This window comes from Sphingomonas sp. dw_22 (assembly GCF_018449795.1).
GTDB lineage: Bacteria > Pseudomonadota > Alphaproteobacteria > Sphingomonadales > Sphingomonadaceae > Sphingomonas.
The window spans coordinates 101,706-119,727 of sequence record NZ_JAAVVE010000006.1 but is presented as its reverse complement, the minus strand read 5'-3'; the positions used below and the strand labels follow the sequence as shown (position 1 = coordinate 119,727).

Genomic DNA, 18,022 nt, shown 5'->3' with positions numbered 1-18,022 from the left:
GTTCACGTCTCGCCCGGGCGGTCCGGGATTGCGGTTCTGCGCGTGCCGGACGCTTGCTCGCATCCGTTCCTGAGCAGACCCAAGGCGGGCGACGCTCCTTGTCGCGCTATTCGCCAAGGTTCAGGTAATACCTTGTGTGCTTCAATTCCCCCTCCTTACGAAGGCCTCCCAGCTCGACCAGTTCCGCCAGATCGCGGGTAGCAGTCGCCGGGGCTGCATCGGTGATGGTCCGGTAATTCGCCGCACTCAGTCCGCCCTTGAATCCATCCGGCCCCTCGGCGAACATCCGGAGCAAGGCCTTCTCCTGTCGCGCATTGATCTGACCGCGAAGGCGGTCGAGCAGCTTCGTCTTGGTCAGGAGGAAATGGGCCCGATCCAGCGTGCGCTGCTGGGCGGCGAGCACGATATCGGAGAACCATCCGAGCCATTCGTCGATGTCGTTCGACAAGCTCGCACGTTGAAGCTGGCTATAGTAATCCTTGCGATGGCGCTGGACGGTCTCTGCAAATGCCGTGATCGCGGGCACATCAAGCCCCTGGGCCAGGGCTTTTTCCGCAATCGCCCGGCCGAGGCGGCCGTTGCCATCCTCGAAAGGATGGATCGACTCGAACCAGAGATGGGCAATGCCCGCCCGCGCCAATGCGCTCACCTGTGATGGGCCATCCGGTCTGCTGTCGTTGAACCAGCTGATGAACGCCTTCATCTCGGTCGGCACCGCCTGCGACGGTGGAGCCTCGAAATGCACTTTCGGCTCATGCAGGGCTCCCGAGACGATCTGCATTGGATCGGCATGGGTTCGATATCGGCCTATGTCGGCAAGATCCCGCCTGCCGTTCATGAGCAAGGCATGCCAATGGAACAGCATCGTGTCGCTGATCGGTTCGCCATAGCTGCGGAAAAGGTTGGCCATCAGCTCGGCTGCACCTGCCTCTGCGGCATTGGCGCGACGGTGATCGGCCTTGATCCCCAGGTGCTTCGCGAGGGATGACTGCACACTCGCGCGATCGAGGATCTCTCCCTCGATTGCGGAGCTGTCGACAGCGTCCTGTGCCATGAGTTCGATGGAAAGATTCTGTCGGTCATCGGCGTCGAGATGAGCCATGACACCGACCAGGACGCCGGCGCCCTTCAGAAACTGGTCCTCACGGCTTCTGAGGCGCTTCGCCTCATAGGCGAAGTTCGGCCAGTCGGGCTGCTGCCAGTTCCACCGCATGATCGATAGCGCTCCTTCCTATCGATCACATTACCTCATATTTTGATTTATAAAAGAGGCCTCTATCGCTCGGAATGAGCCGCGGTCCTGCCGGCCGGCGCGTTTTACAGGCATCGGATCGGCTTGGAGTTCGATAACAGCAGCCTGATAAGGTTTTTTCCACGCGCTTCCTTGCGTGAGTCCTTTCACGCTTGAAAGCAAACGCCAGCAAACAACGCTGGATATGAGTGGACATTCAAGATGAAATTGGCTACATGGAAACCTGTCGAACGAAGTCGCAGAATAAGAAGATTGAGGACTCGAACCGTCCAAAACTTACTTCATAGGTATTTTTGATGGTACAATTTTCAAACTCGAAACGACATTGATTTTATTGTCAAATTCTTGTTTGGAATTGTCGAGTTCTCTTCTGGGAGCGGGCCTCTAACGCCCTATCGCCCCACCTTGCCCCAGCGCATCCTGAAGCTGCTGCCGCGCCGCTTCAGCCCTGCCCCGCTGCCGGACGATGCGACGCCGATCGCCAGACCGGCACCGCCGCGATGCTGGCGGGGCTGAACTGCCAGGAATTCGCGCATAAGTCCGCCGGCGGGGCGCCGGGCAGCGCGCTGGCGCGGCTGGGCGCCCCGCTCGATCGCGGGACGATATGCAGGAGCGTGAGTCTCAAACCCATCCTGAGCCGCTCCTCGATACTTGTATTCACGGTGTTCAAATACGTTGGCTTGGTCGGCCACCAGGTTTCGCCTGATGGCGACGCGACTTGAAGCGTCCAAAACCCCCTCCCCTGCCCGCTGGCGGACCGGACAGGAGCGCAGGCTTCGCCGTCACCTTGCTCCCGAGAGAGCATGCGGTTTGCGGCATCCCGCCATGGCGGGCGGTTCCCTGGCGGAACCGTTCGGTATATGTCGATCCGTAGACAGTCCGACATGTATACATTTGAAAACCCCGCCATTGCCCCAAGGCCCGCCGGGGCTATATTCGGACCGAATTTGATCCATAGGTATCCTCGCATGCGCTATTCCGAGCAGGTGAAGCCGGTCAGCTATCTGAAGGCCCATGCCGCCGACGTGCTGCGCGGCCTAGCGGAAAGCGGCGCGCCGCTGGTCATCACCCAGAATGGCGAGGCCCGTGGCGTGCTCCAGGACGTGGCGAGCTATGAGGCGACGCAGAAGAAGCTCGCGCTGCTCAAGCTGCTCGCGCTGGGCAATCGCGACATCGATGCCGGGAAACTGACCCCCGCCCGCGAGGCGATCGCCCGGCTGCGCGCCGGAAAGGCGAACGCGGCCGAGGCATGACCGCGCCCTTCGCGGTTTTCCTCACCGCCGGCGCGGAGGCGGATCTCGCCGATATCCATGGCTGGATCGCCGGCCATCGCGGGACCGACCAGGCCGAAGCCTTTCTCGACCACATGCTGGCCCGAGTCGAGAGCCTAGAGCGCTTCCCCAATTGCGGCAGCGTACCGGCTGAGCTCGACACGCTCGGCATCCGCGAGTTCCGCCAGATGGGAGAGCAGCCCTATCGGCTGATCTACCGCGTGTTCGGCGATCATGTCTTCGTGCTGCTGATCGCCGACGGCCGGCGCGATTTCCGCAGCCTGATCGAGCGGCGCCTGCTCGGCTGAGCTCATTCCTCCCCGAGCTTTGCTCGAGGAGGCGGATCGCGCCAAAAGGGCGTGGTGGAGGGGCCGGCCGAAGGCGGGGGGAGGGGGGCCGGTGAGCGAGAACAGTGCCGTTTCACCGCCGGTGCGCCCAATGCGCCGCGCACCTACCAAGAGGCCGGCGAGCTGGTGGAGAGCTTCGGCACGCCGCCCTGTGCTGCTGCCCGATCGCGCAACCTATCGCCACGCCAGCGCTGAGGGGCGCAACGTCATGGAAGCCGAGCCGATGGGCAAGGCCGCCGAGGAAGTCCGCCAGCTCTACAAGTGGACATAGACACTCGACATGCCGACACCCCGTTTCAAGCGAAAGGCCGCCGCATGAGCCGCAAACCGAGCTTCGCCAACCTGCGCACCGCTACGCCCGCGGCCGCTGCGCCCGCCGCGTCGCCGGCACCACGCCCGCCGCGCCGCTAGCCGACGCGGAAGGGCACGGGAGGAAATCCACCCACCCCGCGAGCCGCGAGGGCCGCAAGCAGATCGCCGGTTTCTTCTCGCCCGAGATGTCGCTGGCGATGCACATGCTGGCGCGACATCAGGGGCGGAACCTGCAGAACCTGATGGGCGAGGCGTTCAACGACGTGCTGAGGAAGCACGGCGAAAGCCCGATCGGGGATTGAGCGAGATGCCGCCAACTCGACTATACTGAATGGTCATTGGCGGCGGCACGCAACGTGCGTCGCGACGCCTGTCGCCGATCTTTACATCATCACTATTGCGCTGCGCCGATGGCCGCGATTCAATCACCGTTTTGAAGTGGTTCGGAATGGCTATTTCTCGTGAAGACTATGGATCAGGGGAACCAGTATGCTCAACGGGTCCTCGCTTCGCACCGGAAGTACGGTCGCCGTTTGATCGGTCAGAATGCGAGGGAAGCGTGAGGTGATGATGCGTGCCTTCGGATGACGGCGGCTCATATCCTCGGCCAAGCGTTCTGTTCCCAGCTTCGAAGTTACATATTCAAGCGACCCAGCTGGACGTTCATCGATAGCTGAGGTTGAGGGCGTGAATATTCGAGCCTGAGGATTGCGAGAGAGCAGAAGCTCCGAAAGCTCGTGGAATGCTTCTATGTAGAATGTGATGAAAGAATCCAAGGTAGTTCGATCAAATGCCAGACCTCTCTTGCGAAAGATTGGCGGCGTGGCAAAATAATAACAATGCGTAAACGGCGAAGATGGCAGGGACATCTGTTCTGCGATGGATTCGCTAACATCAAGGCGCATAACATCGCATTTTCCGCCTGTAGATTTAATCTCCCGGGCTACGGATTGTGCTTCGTTCTCACCACGAGCATAAGTTATGGTGACCCTTGCGCCTCCGAGAGAGACAAGCTTCGCCGTCAACTCACCTATTCCGCGTGATCCCCCGACAATCAGAACGTGATCGTTCTTCGTCAGATTTCCGGATATCGTTGTTCGCAAGTTTTCCATGGAAGGCTGGGTGATGGGAGGCTGCCGTACGAACGCTTCGACACTTCCCGTAAGGCCAGGCGCTTGTACGTCGATAACTGTCGAGCGCAGCAATGCCTGAAGACGCCTGACAGAATAACGCAGCGTGGGTTGGCCCTCCATGTCCACACGCCCGAGTTCCACCCGCAGCTTGGAAAATATGGACAGAAGCCCAGGGCATTCCATCCCTACCAAAGTCGACAAGCCTGCGATGCTACGCACTGTCTCGGCGCCTAACGCACGGGTCAGATCTGGGAAGGCGTGCTCGAGCTTTCCATGATCGTTGGCAAGGAAGAAGGCGCCTGTGAGACCCCGCAAATCCTCAACGTCGCGTAGAAGCGGGATCGAGATTCGATGTGCGGCGGCCGTAATAAGCGGCGATTCCAGCGATCGTTCAGTGGCTGAACCAAGTGTCGCCACGGCGGCCCGTGTACCATCGGTTCTCAGTTCGATGATGGACGTGCCGGAAGCCGCTTCAATGAGTACGGCTTCGACCTGCTCCTCCACATAAATGAACCGTTCGAACCGCATGGCTATGTCGGATATTTTTCGATCCGACTGTAATTTGATCAGTAGGTCAAGCGACCATAGCAACGCATGTACGCCATGTACGACCGGCGCGCCCGCTTGGGTTCTCCTGGCGGCGATAGCATCAACATGCATCGGGTTTGCGTCACCCGACATCTTGGCAAACAGATCTTGATCGATCTGAGAGAAGGTTTTGACGCCGAGCCGGGTTGGGATGTGCACGGACTATTTGCTCCTGGGCAGGGGGGGCGCAACGAAGCTGCCGGCGATCGGAAAATTTTTCTTGAACTGTTTGAATGTGTCGCACAAGGCCGGGTCACACGCTGGTCTGACCATAGCATATCGGTCTGCTACGGGGAATTTACATGGCATATCATCGGCCGCAGAATAATAATGGAATGCCGGATGGCAACGCACCTCAGGAAACGATGAAGTCTTTTTCGATTGGTATGGTAGGAAATATTGTTACCCAATCCTTTTCTAGATTGGGCAATAGGCTTGGTGATGATTATAAGCCATCGATCATTCATCTTGATTTCGGTCAGGTAGTGCAAACGCTGGAAAGCGAGGCGCGTTTCGATTTTCTTGTAATTCATCTTGATCATCGATGGTTTTTCGATGTCGCGCCTGGTGCGGAATCGGTAGAGCGAGCGGAGGATCTCGTCGAACGCATACGACGTTGGCTGGACCGCGGGCCGGGATCGGTATTGCTGAACACCATCCCCTATCGCCCACGTTCGACAGTGGACAGCGACCTTCATCAGCAGATCGAGGCGCTCCACGCGATCCATCGCGTATTTTTCGATCTGGCGGCATCTACAGAGCGCGTCGGTATCGTCGACGCTGCCGGGATCCTGTCCGAGATCGGGTACGCGACGAGCTTTCGAGAGCGAAATCGCATCCTGATGCAGTCGCCTTATGCGCCTGCTGCGGCGAACGCTATCATGGACGGCTATGCAGCCTCTATCGGAGCCGCCCTTCGTCCGCGACGAAAGGCGATCATAGTCGACGCGGACAATACGATCTGGGGCGGTGTGGTCGGCGAGGTCGGGGCTGAGAGCGTCGCTGTGGATCGAGAATATCCCGGCATCGTACATTTCACGCTACAGCAACAACTCAAAAGGCTGCGAGCGCTAGGTGTCATCCTCTGTGCCGTCACGAAAAATAACAAGGAAGATTTCCTGGAGGTTTTCGCGAAGAGGAACATGCCACTCACGCTCTCGGACTTCACGACCTACCGAAGTAACTGGAATCCGAAGAGCGAGAATATCAAGGAAATCGCAAATGAGCTCAATATCGGGCTGGATGCGATAATATTCCTTGATGACAACCCTTTCGAAATCGAAGAGGTCAGTACCCGTTTGCCTCAGGTGGAATGTCATCTCTTCCCCAATGCGCGCCCGGAGGTGGCATTGACGGTCTTGGACCACATCGGAAGTCTGAGTGCGCGTAGCCTCACGGCCGAGGATGTTGTCAAAGCGGAACAATATCGGGCCGAAGCCGAACGGAAGCAAGCGCGCGGGGCTGCGCCGACACTAGAGGAATATATCGCCTCGCTTGGAATTCAGGTGCAGGCGAGTGTCAACGATCCGTCGCACCTGCGTCGCATCACGCAGCTCACCAATAAGACGAACCAGTTCAATCTGACCTGCCGCCGCTATGTGGAGGCGGAAATTCAGCAGGCTATGGATCAGGGCCATGTCTATAGCTTCAAGGTCTCGGACCGTTTTGGCGACATGGGCCTGGTGGCTGTTGCGATCGTGCGTGACGGCATGATCGAGAATTTGCTGATGAGTTGCCGTGCGTTGGGACGGCGGGTCGAGATCGCGATCCTACGCTACATTTGTGACCGACACGCGGATGTACAAGGGATCTACAGCCCTGGTCCGCGCAACCAGATGGTCGCCGGCTTTTACGACGACAATGGGTTTGCGTTTCAGAAACTTTGCGGCGACAGCCGTATCTATACATTGGAACAAGGTCCGACCGATGAGCAGCATTTCACAATCGCAGACTGATCTCGCCAACGCGGAGAACATCGTTCGTCGCGTGATGGCTAACCTGTCGGTCGAATGGGCTCGACCGGATCTGGCCGAGATCGCGCTCGATCACGATCTGTTCTCCGAGATCGATTCATTTTCGGTCGTGGAATTGCTGTTGCAGACCGAAACCGAGGTCGAAAGCGTTACGGGTTCGTATATTCCCCTGGCCAGCGAGTCCGTGCTCGACGCGGACAAATCGCCGTTGCGCGAGTTGCGTCGTTGGATCGCGTATGTTGCGGAGGCTATCGCACGTGGCTGACCTTGCGTTCTCGAACGTCGGTATAACCGGCATCGTCACCACGGTTGGCGGTCAGCGTCTGATGTTCGATGCGGAACGCGAGCAACTCGGGCTTTCCCTTGAGGAGGCCGAGCGGCTCAAGCGGTCGATCGGGTTGTCATCGCGCCATGTCGTCGTGCGGCGTGACACGACCACTTCGGACCTTTGCCTGCATTCTGCTCAGCAGTTGCTGAAGGGGATCAATGTGGACCCGTCCGCGATCGATGGCCTGATCATGGTGACCCAAACCCCGGATTACGCATCACCGTCCAGTGCAATCCGTCTGCAGCATCTGCTGGGCATGCGGGTAGGAACAGCATGTTTCGACATACGACTTGGTTGCAGCGGTTTCGTATATGGGCTGGCCATGGCTGCGAGCTTAGTCGAGAGCGGGCTGTCCCGCGTGCTCTTGTGCGTCGGCGATGTCGCAAGCCGGATGGTGCCGCAGGACAACCACGCTATCACTCCGCTCATGGGGGATGCAGGCGCTGCCATAATGGTAGAGCGGAAACCCGGGTTCGCTCGGTTTCAGCTGTATAGCGACGGTTCGGGTGAAAAGGGCCTGTACATCCCCAACAGCGGCTTGCGCCGCGATCCAGAGGACGAAGGCAAGGCGCCGTTCATGGAGATGGACGGGGCTGCGGTGTTCAACTTCACATTGAAGCGGATACCAGCGATGCTGACGTCAATTCTGGAATTTGCCGGATGGACTGCCGATGAGGTTGATCATTTCGTCCTCCATCAGCCCAACCGCTATATTCTGAAGAACGTTCAGAAGCGCCTTGGATTGGGAGAGGATAGGCTGCCGAGTTCGACGCAATCCGTGTATGGCAATCAAAACTCCGCTTCGATTCCAGGTACGATCTGCGGTTTCCTGACAGATGCGTATTCGACGAGTTCTCAGCGGTCTGTATTCGCGGGTTTCGGCGTGGGGCTCAGCTGGGCCGCGTGCGCCATCGACACCGATCCTATGCTGGTCCCTCCTCCTTATCTTTACGAAGGTGAATCCTGATGAACCGTACAGAATTTATCGCCGAAGTGCAGAACACCCTGGACGTAGTCGAGCCTCTGACTGGCGAGCAGCTTCTTGCAGACATTCCGGATTATGACTCCCTTGCCGTCCTGAACCTGCTGAGCCTGTACGATGGCTTGGGCGTGGCTGCCACGCCTGAGCAGATCACCGAAGCTCTCACCGTCAACGACCTGATCGCGATCGCGGGAAACTCTCTGAGCGATGGTTGAACGTGGGCATGTTCTGATCGTCGGCGCCAGCAGTGGCGTGGGCTTTCGATTGGCCGAACGGCTTCTGCCGAACCATGATGTTTCGGCAGTCGCTCGTCGGGAAGATCGTCTGCGGCCATTGCAGGAGCAGGGCGCCAAGGTTTTCGCGGCCGACGTCTCTGCTCTGGATGGGATACCGAAGCTCACCAGTGAGGTCGTTGCGGCGGGCGGACCTCTCACCGCACTGATTTACTGTGCAGGGATGCAGCGGCTCAAGCCCATTCGCATGATGTCGCCGACGGATATCCAGCAGCTATACACGGTCAACCTGGTGGCGCCGACCGTTTTCGGCGCCCAGTTTGCCAGCAGGCGGGTTTCCACCGACGATGCGGTGTTCTGCGCGGTTTCCTCGATCGCGGCGGAACGTCCAGAATCCGGCATTGTCGCGTATGCAGCGTCCAAGGCAGGACTAAGCAACCTTGTTGGTGGGCTTGCACGCGAACTCGGGCCGCGCCGTGCAGTCGGCGTGGCGCCGGGCTGGATCGATACGGAAATGACCCAGGGGTTCGCCCATGTCTATGACGAAGCCTTCCGTGAGCGCCTTGCCAAAAATAGTCCTGCCGGTCCCGCTACCGTCGATTCGGTGACTGATACAGTGCTTTTCCTCCTTTCCCCGGCTGCGCGCTCGATCACTGGTCAGGTGGTGCGTGTCGACGGCGGGGCGGCAATCTAGGATTTAGACGATGTCACAACCCAAGCTCGCAATCTTGGGAGGGGGAGGGTTCGCCCGCGAAGTGGCGGAGGTCGCTCGACTATGCGGATTCACGATCTCCGCCTGCTACGCGATCGATCCTGGCACCTTCGCACCGATCCATCGCGGTTACCTGGACGAACTTGCCGCTGACGCGAAGGAAATTGACGGTGTCGTGTTCGGCATCGGGGCAACGGATCGCCGTACGCTGAAGCGTCGAATGGGTTTGGTCACCTGGCTACGGGATCTCGGCATCGCCTGTCCTCCGCTGGTATCCCCTCGTGCCGTGATATCGGAACATGTTTCGGTCGGGGACGGCGCCTTTGTCGCACATGGCGTAGTCCTGTCCGTTGGCGCGAAATTGTCACCGTTTTGCGTCGTGAACAGTGGTGCGATCATCGGCCATGATGTTCATGTCGCGGAGAATGCGATCATCGCGCCAGGGGCGTTCCTTGGCGGCGGGGCCTCGATTGGCGAAAGCACACTCATTGGGCCGCTGACCAAGGTCTTGCAGGAAGTGGCGATCGGCAGCGATGTCATTCTCGGCGTCGGCTGCACTGCACTCCGCTCTCTACCGGACGGAGCGACCGTCTGGCCGCGGCCCGATCGCACCACGTAATGGCGTGATCCGATAGAGTGGTCGAAGTAGGTCGCGTTCTGGCCAAGGCCTGTACGACACCATTTCCGCTTGCAGCTACTTCCAGCTTTTCCATCAGGGTCCGTCACGCCACCGCATCCAGAAAGGGATGCTCAATTTGGCTATTTGCCGTTTGAACCCATGAACTCGGGCATCGTCGCCGCTTCCGTCGAGTTAATGTCCTTGCGTCGTATGACTTGGGCCACGGTAGCGTAGAGTATTTTCAGATCGAGCCAAAGCGACCGATTATCCACATACCATGTATCCAGGGCGAATTTCTCATCCCATGAAATAGCATTGCGCCCGTTGACCTGGGCCCAGCCGGTAACCCCCGGCTTTACGTCGTGCCGTCGTGCCTGTTCGGAACTATAGCGCTCAAGATAGACCATGAGCAGGGGGCGAGGGCCTACCAGGCTCATATCTCCCATCAGGACATTCCAAAGCTCGGGCAGCTCATCAAGGCTTGTCGCCCGCAAGAACCGCCCAACTCGCGTCAACCGCTCCCCGTCCGAGAGCAATCGCCCATTGGCGTCTCGCGCGTCGGACATCGTGCGGAACTTGATCATGCCGAACGGTCGCCCGCCCTGACCTGGGCGTTGTTGGCGAAACAATACTGGCCGTCCCATGCTCCATGCGACCGCGGCGGCGCACAGCAGGACAATCGGCGACAGGAAAAACAAACCCGCCGCAGCACCGACAACATCTATAGCTCGCTTGATCATGACAATCAGGCTGCCAGCCTGCGTATCACATCGATAACGCGTTGGACGTCGTCTTGCGTCATCGCCGAGCCTGACGGCAAGCAAAGTCCTTGTTCGAATGCCAGTTCGGCGGCCTTCCCACCTCGGCGGGGGGCGCCGGCGAAGACGGGCTGCAGGTGCATCGGCTTCCACAATGGCCGGCTTTCGATATTCTCTGCCTCCAGAGCCAAGCGCGTTTGCTCGTTGTCGAATTTGGCGACGGCAGGATCAATCCGAACCGTCGTAAGCCAGCGATTGGCTTGCATGCCAGTGGCTTCCGGACTGAAATCTAGTCCCGGGATCGCGGCCAGCGCTTCGCGGTACCACGTATGGATGCGACGGCGCTGCTGAACACGTTCGGCGAGGACGTGCAACTGGCCTACGCCGATCGCGGCGCAGACATTGCTGAGGCGGTAGTTGTATCCGTATGTCGTATGTTCGTAATGCGGTGCGGGATCGCGCGCTTGGGTCGACAGGAACCGTGCACGTTCGATCGCTTCGGCGTCATCGCTTGCCAGCGCGCCGCCACCCGACGTAGTGATGATCTTGTTGCCGTTGAACGATAGGATGACGAAATCGGCGCCCTTTCCGGCGTGGCGTCCGTCGCGATATGCGCCCACCGCCTCGGCGGTATCGCTGATCCAGACGAATCCATATTCTTCGCGTAGGCGGGCCATTCTCGCGCCGTCGACGACGTGACCGTAAAGATCGGTGGTGATAACGACCTTCGGTTTCGCGCCCCGCGCGTGCGCTTGGCGGAGTTCTGCTTCCAGAAGATCCAGGTCGATGAGAAAATCATCGGGATCGACGTCGAGAAAAACCGGGGTCGCTCCAGCATATAAGATCGGTGCTACGCCACCGATAAAGGTCATGGTCGCGCCCCAGACCTCGTCCCCCGGCACGATTCCGCTCAATCGCAGCGCCAGATGCAGGGCGGCGGTTCCGCTCGACAACGCAGCGACGTGCGTGACGTCAGTCAATGCCGCCAACTCCTGCTCGAAGGCAGTGACCATCGGGCCAGTGGGAGCGATCCAGTTGGATGCGAACACGTCCTGAACGAGGCCGAGTTCCGTACCCCCCATGTGCGGAGCAGACAGGAATAGTCGATCGAACACGAAAACCTCTTCAAATGCACGTCAGACGCGCGCCAGCCAATACGCTGGAGACGAGTAGAGCGAGACTAATCGGTGTCAATGCTCGACACTCGATCCGCCGCGAACATGAGGCGGTTCTGCCATTCAGATGCAGACTTCCGGGGCTCACGCTTGAGGCTGGAAAGGCGCGATCGATGCGAACGCAGGTGCTAATGTCGATATCTGCGCGCGCTTCGCATGGGCAGGTCAGGCTTTGTTAGCGGCGCCCGCCAGGGACTGCTCCAGAGCTCTCACACCGATGTCGAACGCCAAGCGCTTGCGATAGTAGGCGGCCCCGGCGCTTCCCATCGCCATCCGTTCCGCCTGCGTCATCGCCAGCAGCGTCTTGATGGCGGCGAGGAACGCGTCGACATCATCCGGTGCGAACGTCAATCCTGCGCCGGCTTCCTCGACCATGGCCGCCGCATCGCCTCGCACACCCATCAGGATGGGTCGTCCGATCGCAAGATAGGCCTGGGTTTTCGACGGTATCGTGATTTCGAAAAGAGGGTCGTCGCGCAGGTGAACCAGTAACGCGTCGGCCGCTTCGAACAGTTCGCCCATCTGGGATGGAGGACGAGGTTCATGGAAGGCGATGTTGTTGAGGGACAGGTCCTTGGCGTGTTGCCGTAGTACCTCGCGCTCAATACCCCCGCCAACCATCGTGAATCGGACGTGCGCACCCTCTTCCTGTAGCGCGGCCGCCGCTTTCAAAACGATGTCCAGTCCTTGGGCCTTTCCCATGTTTCCGGCGAAAAGGATATCGAAAGGGCCAGTTTTATCAGGGAGCACGGGCTGCAAGCGGTGCGCGATATCGGCGATTTCCGAAGGTGCCCAGTTCCAGATGACCGTTATTGGAGTCTTGACGCCCCGTTCTTGAAGTCGGCGGCGGAAACCTTCCGAAAGTACGATGATCCTGCTGGCTCGACGCAAGCTGAAGTCGGTCCACCATCGGATTAATCCGAGAAGGCGGGGATCGTTGAGCATACCCGTCGCCGCAAGCGTATCTGGCCATAGATCTTGAACATCAGGCACGAATGGAACGCCGCGCAAGAAACGAAGCGCAATAGCTGGAAGGGCTGCCGTCATCGGTGGTGTGTAAACGTATACCACATCCGGCTTGCGGATAAACAATGCCAACAGGGTAGAAGAAATGGCAAACGAGGCGTAATTCGCTATACGACGCAAAGCGGAGTTATCATGGCTAGGATAGAGATATCCTCGCGTTATCGGTATATCGTCTATTATTTCGTGCTGACGAAGGCGAATCCGATATCCAGGATAGACTCTACCACCTGGATAATTCGGGAAGCCTGTGAGGACTTCGACTTCGTGGCCCATGGCTTGCAGCGCTTTGGCGAAACCCAGACCTTTGAAATGCGGCTCTGGCTGAAACCACTGAGTGATAATCAATATACGCATCGTTTTCCGTATCTAGCAGTGATTGCGTATCCTGTTGCCCGCTTGAGAGATACGAAATTTACTCTCTCGCGAATGGGCGTGCACCACGTGACAGTTTTGTATCGTGTGTCCTATCGCAAGATGTGCGATACCATCGCGTTTCATGTCTTGGCGGCCGACCGATGGCCGGAGGCGGATCTAACGTGTCCAGTCCGGCAGTAAGCGTGGTTGAGATCGCGTTCTGTTCAATTGCGGCGGTTTTGCAGTTTGTCCAACAAGTCCGTGACCGGATGCTTGCCAAAGCGTGGGACATAGCGACGATAGCGGCGATGGGAATCTCGCCAGTAGCTCCAAATAAGTCGTGACGACACCAGCCCCACCGATCCGTGATCATGGTGATATACCACAATCTCGGGGATGTAGTAGATCGCTTCACCTTCCTCCGAAATTCTACGACTTAGGAAAAATTCCTCATGCATCAGGAAAACTTCTGCAGGAAGTTCTCCAACTTTGTCGATGAAACGCCTGGACAAGATGTAACATGCACCCAATCCCATGAAAATGAAACCTTCAGCATGATGGTTATCGACATCTTTGCGTCGTGTGAATCTGTGTGTGATCTTCGCGAATAGGGTCAACAGGCGAGCTAAGTTGAAGGAAGCGGCGTATCCGTCGAGCACAAGGCCACGGAAGCTGCTGATGGGACGGATCGCGTGGGGATTTTGCCGGACCCCTGTGACGGTCAGAATATTGGGGGCGACCACCATCCGTTCCGCGATGGTGGCGCTACGCTTGGCGACCTGCACGCCGAAATCTGCCGGGAACTCGAGATCGTTGTTGCCGACGATATAGGCATCCGCGTCGGGCATGAGTTCCAGCGCGCGATGCAGGCCCAGGTTCAGTCCGGCGAAATATCCAACGTTCTTTTCCGAGAAGAGCAGATCGACGGTGGGCTTTCCAGACACCAGGCGGCGAAGCTCGTCCTGTTGGTCCTGTCTGGAGTCGTTATCCACCACCACGATCAACGCCGGAGGCGCATCGCCACTGAGCAAAGTGTCGACCGCCGGACCGGTATAATGGGAGTTGTTGTAGTTGGTGCAGATAAAGACGTATTTCATATAGAGACCCATGTAAATTGATTGGCCGCTACATGGCCTGATAGTTAAGCTTAAATCTGGTGATGTAGAGGACTATGCCGACTAAAAAAATACCAATGGGAAGTGTGGTCCAAGTGAGTGAGCTAATAAGGAAGCTCTGGTATATAAAGGCCGTAGAAAATATGAATGCGGCCACAGAGAATGATGGCTTACTAGAAATAAGCATCGATCTAAAGGCTTTGTGAGCAAAAAAACTCAAAGATGCAATGCAAATAAGTGACCCCGCCAGCCCAAAGTCGTGGATCATCCCCCGAAAAGAAGTGTATATATTAGTTTGTATGTAGGGTGGTATGGAAAGATATTCAGAGTATACGCCATTCGGTACGTATCTATCGTCTCCGAATAACTTGAATATTGACATAAACGTGTAAAAGCCTTGGGTAAGGCCAGGATCGTCATAAGATTGAGCAGATGCCTCGCCTATGTAATTTCCGAACCAATCCGAAAATGCGAATAGGTGCCCAGATGTGTATGAGGCCCAATAAGGAGCGAGGGCGTCGATAAGATCCCTGTCGGCGACAGACGACATCCCTCGTGACAGGAAGGATACGGTGACCAGGGAAATCGTGACCACGAGACCCACAATGGCAGCAGGAATAGCTCGCTTGGAGAAAAGTGATGTCTTGTTATGTTGAATTCTATCGCTCAATATTCCTCCAAGAAATATCGCCGCACTTAAAAAAAGCATTCCTTTAGCACTTTGTGATATCATAACGAATATAGATGGAAACAAGGCTGATATGGCTACGCCCCATTTCATGTAATGATTTCTCTGAGAAAGCACTATCAATCCACCCAGGCCGGCGCAAAAATAAGCGAGTACGGTGCCAGATTGTTGATATATATTAGAAGAAATATCATAACCATATCTGCGCCCGGCATATTCTGCGGCGCTATCGTTGATGTTGGTGAAAAGCTGCGTAAGCGAGATGCCTTGAACGATGGAGTTCATCAGCAAACATGCAACGGAGAGAGCAAAGCCTATAAAGAATAATACCAGAAAAAAGCGATCACTATAATAATCTCTATAAGGCGCTTTTATTATAGCACTGGTCGCAAAGGCCGTTTTCCAAGTGGACATGCTGGCGGCGGACACGGCTACGGTTGCGCCGAGGATATAGAGCATTGCAGCTGGGTACACATGCGCACTGGGGAAGCAAACCAGCGGTATGATCGTGTAGGCAAACCACGCCAGAGCGAACAACACGGCGGGAAAGGCCCAGGCCCGCACAATGCGACGGACCAGCAGGGCATTCCCCAGAATGCACAGGCTGAGCAGGATACAGAGTATGCGTTCCCCCCAATCAATCATGGATCGGGCTCCCGTAATCCGCGAGGCGATGCGGCCTCGTCCTGTAGCGAACGATGACGATGGCAAGAAGGAGAAGCTCGGCACCGCAGAAGCAGATGGCGGCACCAATGGCGCCGTACAGATGCGCCAGGAGCAGGCAGCCGATCGCGCTCGCTGTGCCGGCGGTTAGGATTGCTCGCAGATAATAACGCTGGTCGCCCAAGAAGTTCAGCCCGGCGGATCCGAACATGAAGTTGGCAAGGCCGAAAACCGGTGCGGGCGCGACAATGGCGAATATGATCCCGATCCCCGGGAGCTCCTGAAAGCGGCGCAATGCATCGATCCTCGGGGCCAATTGGTTGAAGCTCAGGAGCAGGGTGATGACGACGATCGTGACGACCGCGATCTGGGGTAACGTGTAGCGCAGGATTATCACAGCGGTATCGCGTCCAGGGCTGTCATATCCGCGCAGCGCGCGTAAGACTTTCGGGAAGGCGATCTGATTGAGCGGCCTGGTTATCGCCTGGATCATCTTGATGCTCTTTTCGGCCAAGGAGTAGCTGCTGATTGCGCCGGCCGGGACGCCGACCATGCCCATGAGCAAGACGTTCACCTCACGGTAGAGCATGACGGCCGCGGTTCCTACGAAGATCCGGTGGCCATGCGTCAGATAATCAAACACAATGCGTAGCCGGACCCAGCGCAGTCGCAGGCCAAGCGCATACACCTTGTATAGCGTGGAGGCGATGCCGGCGATTGCGAAGGGGCCACCGATCGCCAGAGGGACGAGGATGCTGTCTTGAGGTGAATGGACGAACAACAGGACAAGCACGAGGCTCAGCAAACGGGCTGTCAACGTGAGGATCGCCGGGGGAATATTGAATTCAATGCCTTGGTAGAACCAGTACGAGTGAAAGACCTGACCCAGCGGAACGAGTAGCCAGCAGGCCAGCAGCACGACAGGGAGGGACGTAAAGGCGAACGTCACGACCAGGAGAATAGTTGCTATGCCAACGAACAGAATAAGTCGCGTGGTCAGTACGGCACTAAGGACTTTGGATAAGGCCTCCCGGTGACTGTGCGGTTGAAAACCGCTGATCCGAGATACGCCGTCGACCTCGAAGCTATAGAGGACGATTGCGACGGCAATCATCGATATCGCTTCCGCGATCGCGACATTGGCATAGGACACTGTGCCGAGGCGTGCGATCGAGAACGGCACGATCAGCAGCGGGATAACGGCGTTCGACGCCTGAAGGCAGGTTAGTGCCGTCAGATTGAGTGCATCGGCTCGCCATTTTTTAAGCATGTGAAATCTTCGTCATAAATCTCTGCAGGGCGACCGAGTGATGTCGGCCCGATCCCATCAGGACGTCTTATGAATAGTCGTGCGTGCGGATGCCATCCCAACTGTTGGACAGTTTCGCTGTTCCTAGGATTAATTTTACCACGCGCTCGCTGGTATTGGCGATCTGGTAGTCCACCGGAACGAGCGGAGGCGTGCCGGCTTCCGCCTTTTCCTTATGCAGGGCAACCGCGGCCATCACGCCCGAAAGAATTGCATCAGGATTCATGCCCGTCACAATGATGTTGCCCGTATCCATCGCCTCCGGGCGTTCGATCGCGTCGCGAGGAGTGATGGCTGGGAAGTCGAGGAGTGAGCTTTCCTCCGCAATCGTGCCGCTGTCCGATATGGCGCAGCGCGCGTGCATCTGAAGATGGTTGTAGTCGTGGAACCCGAACGGCTTGAGATACTGGACGCGCGGATCCAACACCACGTCCGTCAACGCATCCAGCCGCTTCTTGGTGCGCGGGTGGGTGGAGACGATTACCGGCATGTCGTTCTGCTGGGCGAGCTGGTTCAGAGTTTCGACCAGGGCCGACAGGCGCGGCTTGCTGTCCACATTCTCCTCGCGGTGCATCGAGACGATGAAATAGCGATCCTTGCGCAACCCCAGGCGATTCAGGATGTCGGAAGCGTCGATCTGGCCCCGGTAATGGTCGAGCACTTCGCGCATGGGCGAGCCGGTCAGATAGATGCGGCGGTGCTGCATGCCTTCCGACAGCAAATGCCGGCGGGCATGCTCGGTATAGACCAGATTGAAGTCACTGACGTGATCGACCAGCCGGCGGTTGGTTTCTTCCGGCACATTGCGGTCGAAGCTGCGATTGCCGGCCTCCATGTGATAGATCGGCACCTTCATGCGACGGGCCATGACCGCACTTATTGCACTGTTGGTGTCGCCCAGCACTAGAAGTGCATCCGGGCGTTCCGCCTTCAGCACTTCTTCCGTTCCGATCAGGATTCCGCCTAGCACGGCACCCAGGCTGGATGTGTCCACTCCCAGGAAATGATCCGGCTTGCGGACGCCCAGATCGCTGAAGAACAACTCGTTCAGCTCATAGTCCCAGTTCTGCCCGGTATGGACGATCCGGTGATCGGTATAGGCATCCAGCCGCGCCATCACGCGGGAAAGCCGGATGATTTCCGGTCGGGTGCCCAGCACGGTCATAACCTTTAGACGCGCCATG

20 protein-coding genes are annotated in these 18,022 nt (G+C 57.7%); 10 read left to right on the top strand and 10 right to left on the bottom strand.

Annotated features, from left to right (window positions below; all coding sequences use genetic code 11):
• Positions 1 to 106: 106 nt before the first annotated feature.
• On the bottom strand, positions 107 to 1,213 hold the full coding sequence (locus HB724_RS04695; protein ID WP_213979750.1) for a Fic family protein: 1,107 nt from the start codon (positions 1,211 to 1,213) through the stop codon (positions 107 to 109).
• Between the two features lie 481 nt (positions 1,214 to 1,694).
• A complete protein-coding gene (locus HB724_RS04690) occupies positions 1,695 to 1,883 on the bottom strand; it encodes a hypothetical protein (protein ID WP_213979749.1) in 189 nt (62 codons plus the stop codon).
• 337 nt (positions 1,884 to 2,220) lie between these two features.
• On the opposite strand from HB724_RS04690, the gene HB724_RS04685 reads away from it, so the two are divergent.
• The 4 genes from HB724_RS04685 (at position 2,221) to HB724_RS20690 (ending at position 3,484) form a co-directional block, all read left to right on the top strand.
• Complete coding sequence (locus HB724_RS04685) at positions 2,221 to 2,505, top strand: type II toxin-antitoxin system Phd/YefM family antitoxin (protein ID WP_213979748.1); 285 nt, start codon at positions 2,221 to 2,223, stop codon at positions 2,503 to 2,505.
• Positions 2,502 to 2,831 (top strand): type II toxin-antitoxin system RelE/ParE family toxin, encoded by a 330-nt coding sequence (locus HB724_RS04680; RefSeq protein WP_213979747.1) that lies wholly within the window; start codon positions 2,502 to 2,504, stop codon positions 2,829 to 2,831. The genes HB724_RS04685 and HB724_RS04680 overlap by 4 nt, the downstream gene beginning before the upstream one ends.
• A 91-nt stretch (positions 2,832 to 2,922) precedes the next feature.
• Positions 2,923 to 3,141 (top strand): hypothetical protein, encoded by a 219-nt coding sequence (locus HB724_RS04675; protein ID WP_213979746.1) that lies wholly within the window; start codon positions 2,923 to 2,925, stop codon positions 3,139 to 3,141.
• Between the two features lie 244 nt (positions 3,142 to 3,385).
• The gene (locus HB724_RS20690) at positions 3,386 to 3,484 is read left to right on the top strand and encodes a ribbon-helix-helix domain-containing protein (RefSeq protein WP_346344664.1); all 99 of its coding nucleotides are present in this window, start codon (positions 3,386 to 3,388) and stop codon (positions 3,482 to 3,484) included.
• A 150-nt stretch (positions 3,485 to 3,634) separates the two neighbouring features.
• On the opposite strand, the gene HB724_RS20685 is transcribed toward HB724_RS20690, so the two are convergent.
• Entirely contained in the window at positions 3,635 to 5,062 is a 1,428-nt protein-coding gene (locus tag HB724_RS20685; RefSeq protein WP_213979745.1) for an SDR family NAD(P)-dependent oxidoreductase, read from the bottom strand.
• Positions 5,063 to 5,205: 143 nt separating this feature from the next.
• Between HB724_RS20685 and HB724_RS04660 the strand changes: the two genes are divergently transcribed.
• From HB724_RS04660 to HB724_RS04635, 6 genes are read left to right on the top strand one after another with little or no spacing between them, the layout of a single operon-like run.
• Positions 5,206 to 6,858, top strand: a complete 1,653-nt coding sequence (locus HB724_RS04660; protein ID WP_213979744.1) for an HAD-IIIC family phosphatase — start codon at positions 5,206 to 5,208, stop codon at positions 6,856 to 6,858.
• Entirely contained in the window at positions 6,830 to 7,141 is a 312-nt protein-coding gene (locus HB724_RS04655; protein WP_213979743.1) for a hypothetical protein, read from the top strand. The genes HB724_RS04660 and HB724_RS04655 overlap by 29 nt, the downstream gene beginning before the upstream one ends.
• Positions 7,134 to 8,171 (top strand): ketoacyl-ACP synthase III, encoded by a 1,038-nt coding sequence (locus tag HB724_RS04650; RefSeq protein WP_213979742.1) that lies wholly within the window; start codon positions 7,134 to 7,136, stop codon positions 8,169 to 8,171. Before HB724_RS04655 ends, HB724_RS04650 begins: the two co-directional genes overlap by 8 nt.
• Entirely contained in the window at positions 8,171 to 8,401 is a 231-nt protein-coding gene (locus tag HB724_RS04645) for a hypothetical protein (protein ID WP_213979741.1), read from the top strand. The genes HB724_RS04650 and HB724_RS04645 overlap by 1 nt, the downstream gene beginning before the upstream one ends.
• On the top strand, positions 8,394 to 9,113 hold the full coding sequence (locus tag HB724_RS04640; RefSeq protein ID WP_213979740.1) for an SDR family oxidoreductase: 720 nt from the start codon (positions 8,394 to 8,396) through the stop codon (positions 9,111 to 9,113). The genes HB724_RS04645 and HB724_RS04640 overlap by 8 nt, the downstream gene beginning before the upstream one ends.
• A gap of 10 nt (positions 9,114 to 9,123) precedes the next feature.
• Positions 9,124 to 9,750, top strand: a complete 627-nt coding sequence (locus tag HB724_RS04635) for a hypothetical protein (protein WP_213979739.1) — start codon at positions 9,124 to 9,126, stop codon at positions 9,748 to 9,750.
• Between the two features lie 140 nt (positions 9,751 to 9,890).
• Here HB724_RS04635 and HB724_RS04630 read toward each other — a convergent pair whose 3' ends face one another.
• The 7 genes from HB724_RS04630 to wecB form a co-directional block, all read right to left on the bottom strand.
• Positions 9,891 to 10,490, bottom strand: a complete 600-nt coding sequence (locus HB724_RS04630; RefSeq protein WP_213979738.1) for a sugar transferase — start codon at positions 10,488 to 10,490, stop codon at positions 9,891 to 9,893.
• Between the two features lie 5 nt (positions 10,491 to 10,495).
• Positions 10,496 to 11,623, bottom strand: a complete 1,128-nt coding sequence (locus HB724_RS04625) for an aminotransferase class I/II-fold pyridoxal phosphate-dependent enzyme (protein WP_213979737.1) — start codon at positions 11,621 to 11,623, stop codon at positions 10,496 to 10,498.
• Between the two features lie 225 nt (positions 11,624 to 11,848).
• Entirely contained in the window at positions 11,849 to 13,063 is a 1,215-nt protein-coding gene (locus tag HB724_RS04620; RefSeq protein ID WP_213979736.1) for a glycosyltransferase family 4 protein, read from the bottom strand.
• A gap of 224 nt (positions 13,064 to 13,287) precedes the next feature.
• Positions 13,288 to 14,160, bottom strand: coding sequence for a glycosyltransferase (locus HB724_RS04615; RefSeq protein ID WP_213979735.1), 873 nt, complete (start codon positions 14,158 to 14,160; stop codon positions 13,288 to 13,290).
• A gap of 28 nt (positions 14,161 to 14,188) precedes the next feature.
• Entirely contained in the window at positions 14,189 to 15,511 is a 1,323-nt protein-coding gene (locus HB724_RS04610; RefSeq protein ID WP_213979734.1) for an O-antigen polymerase, read from the bottom strand.
• Entirely contained in the window at positions 15,504 to 16,799 is a 1,296-nt protein-coding gene (locus tag HB724_RS04605; RefSeq protein WP_213979733.1) for an oligosaccharide flippase family protein, read from the bottom strand. Before HB724_RS04605 ends, HB724_RS04610 begins: the two co-directional genes overlap by 8 nt.
• A 67-nt stretch (positions 16,800 to 16,866) precedes the next feature.
• A complete protein-coding gene (gene wecB, locus HB724_RS04600) occupies positions 16,867 to 18,003 on the bottom strand; it encodes a UDP-N-acetylglucosamine 2-epimerase (non-hydrolyzing) (protein ID WP_256731319.1) in 1,137 nt (378 codons plus the stop codon).
• Positions 18,004 to 18,022: the final 19 nt, after the last annotated feature.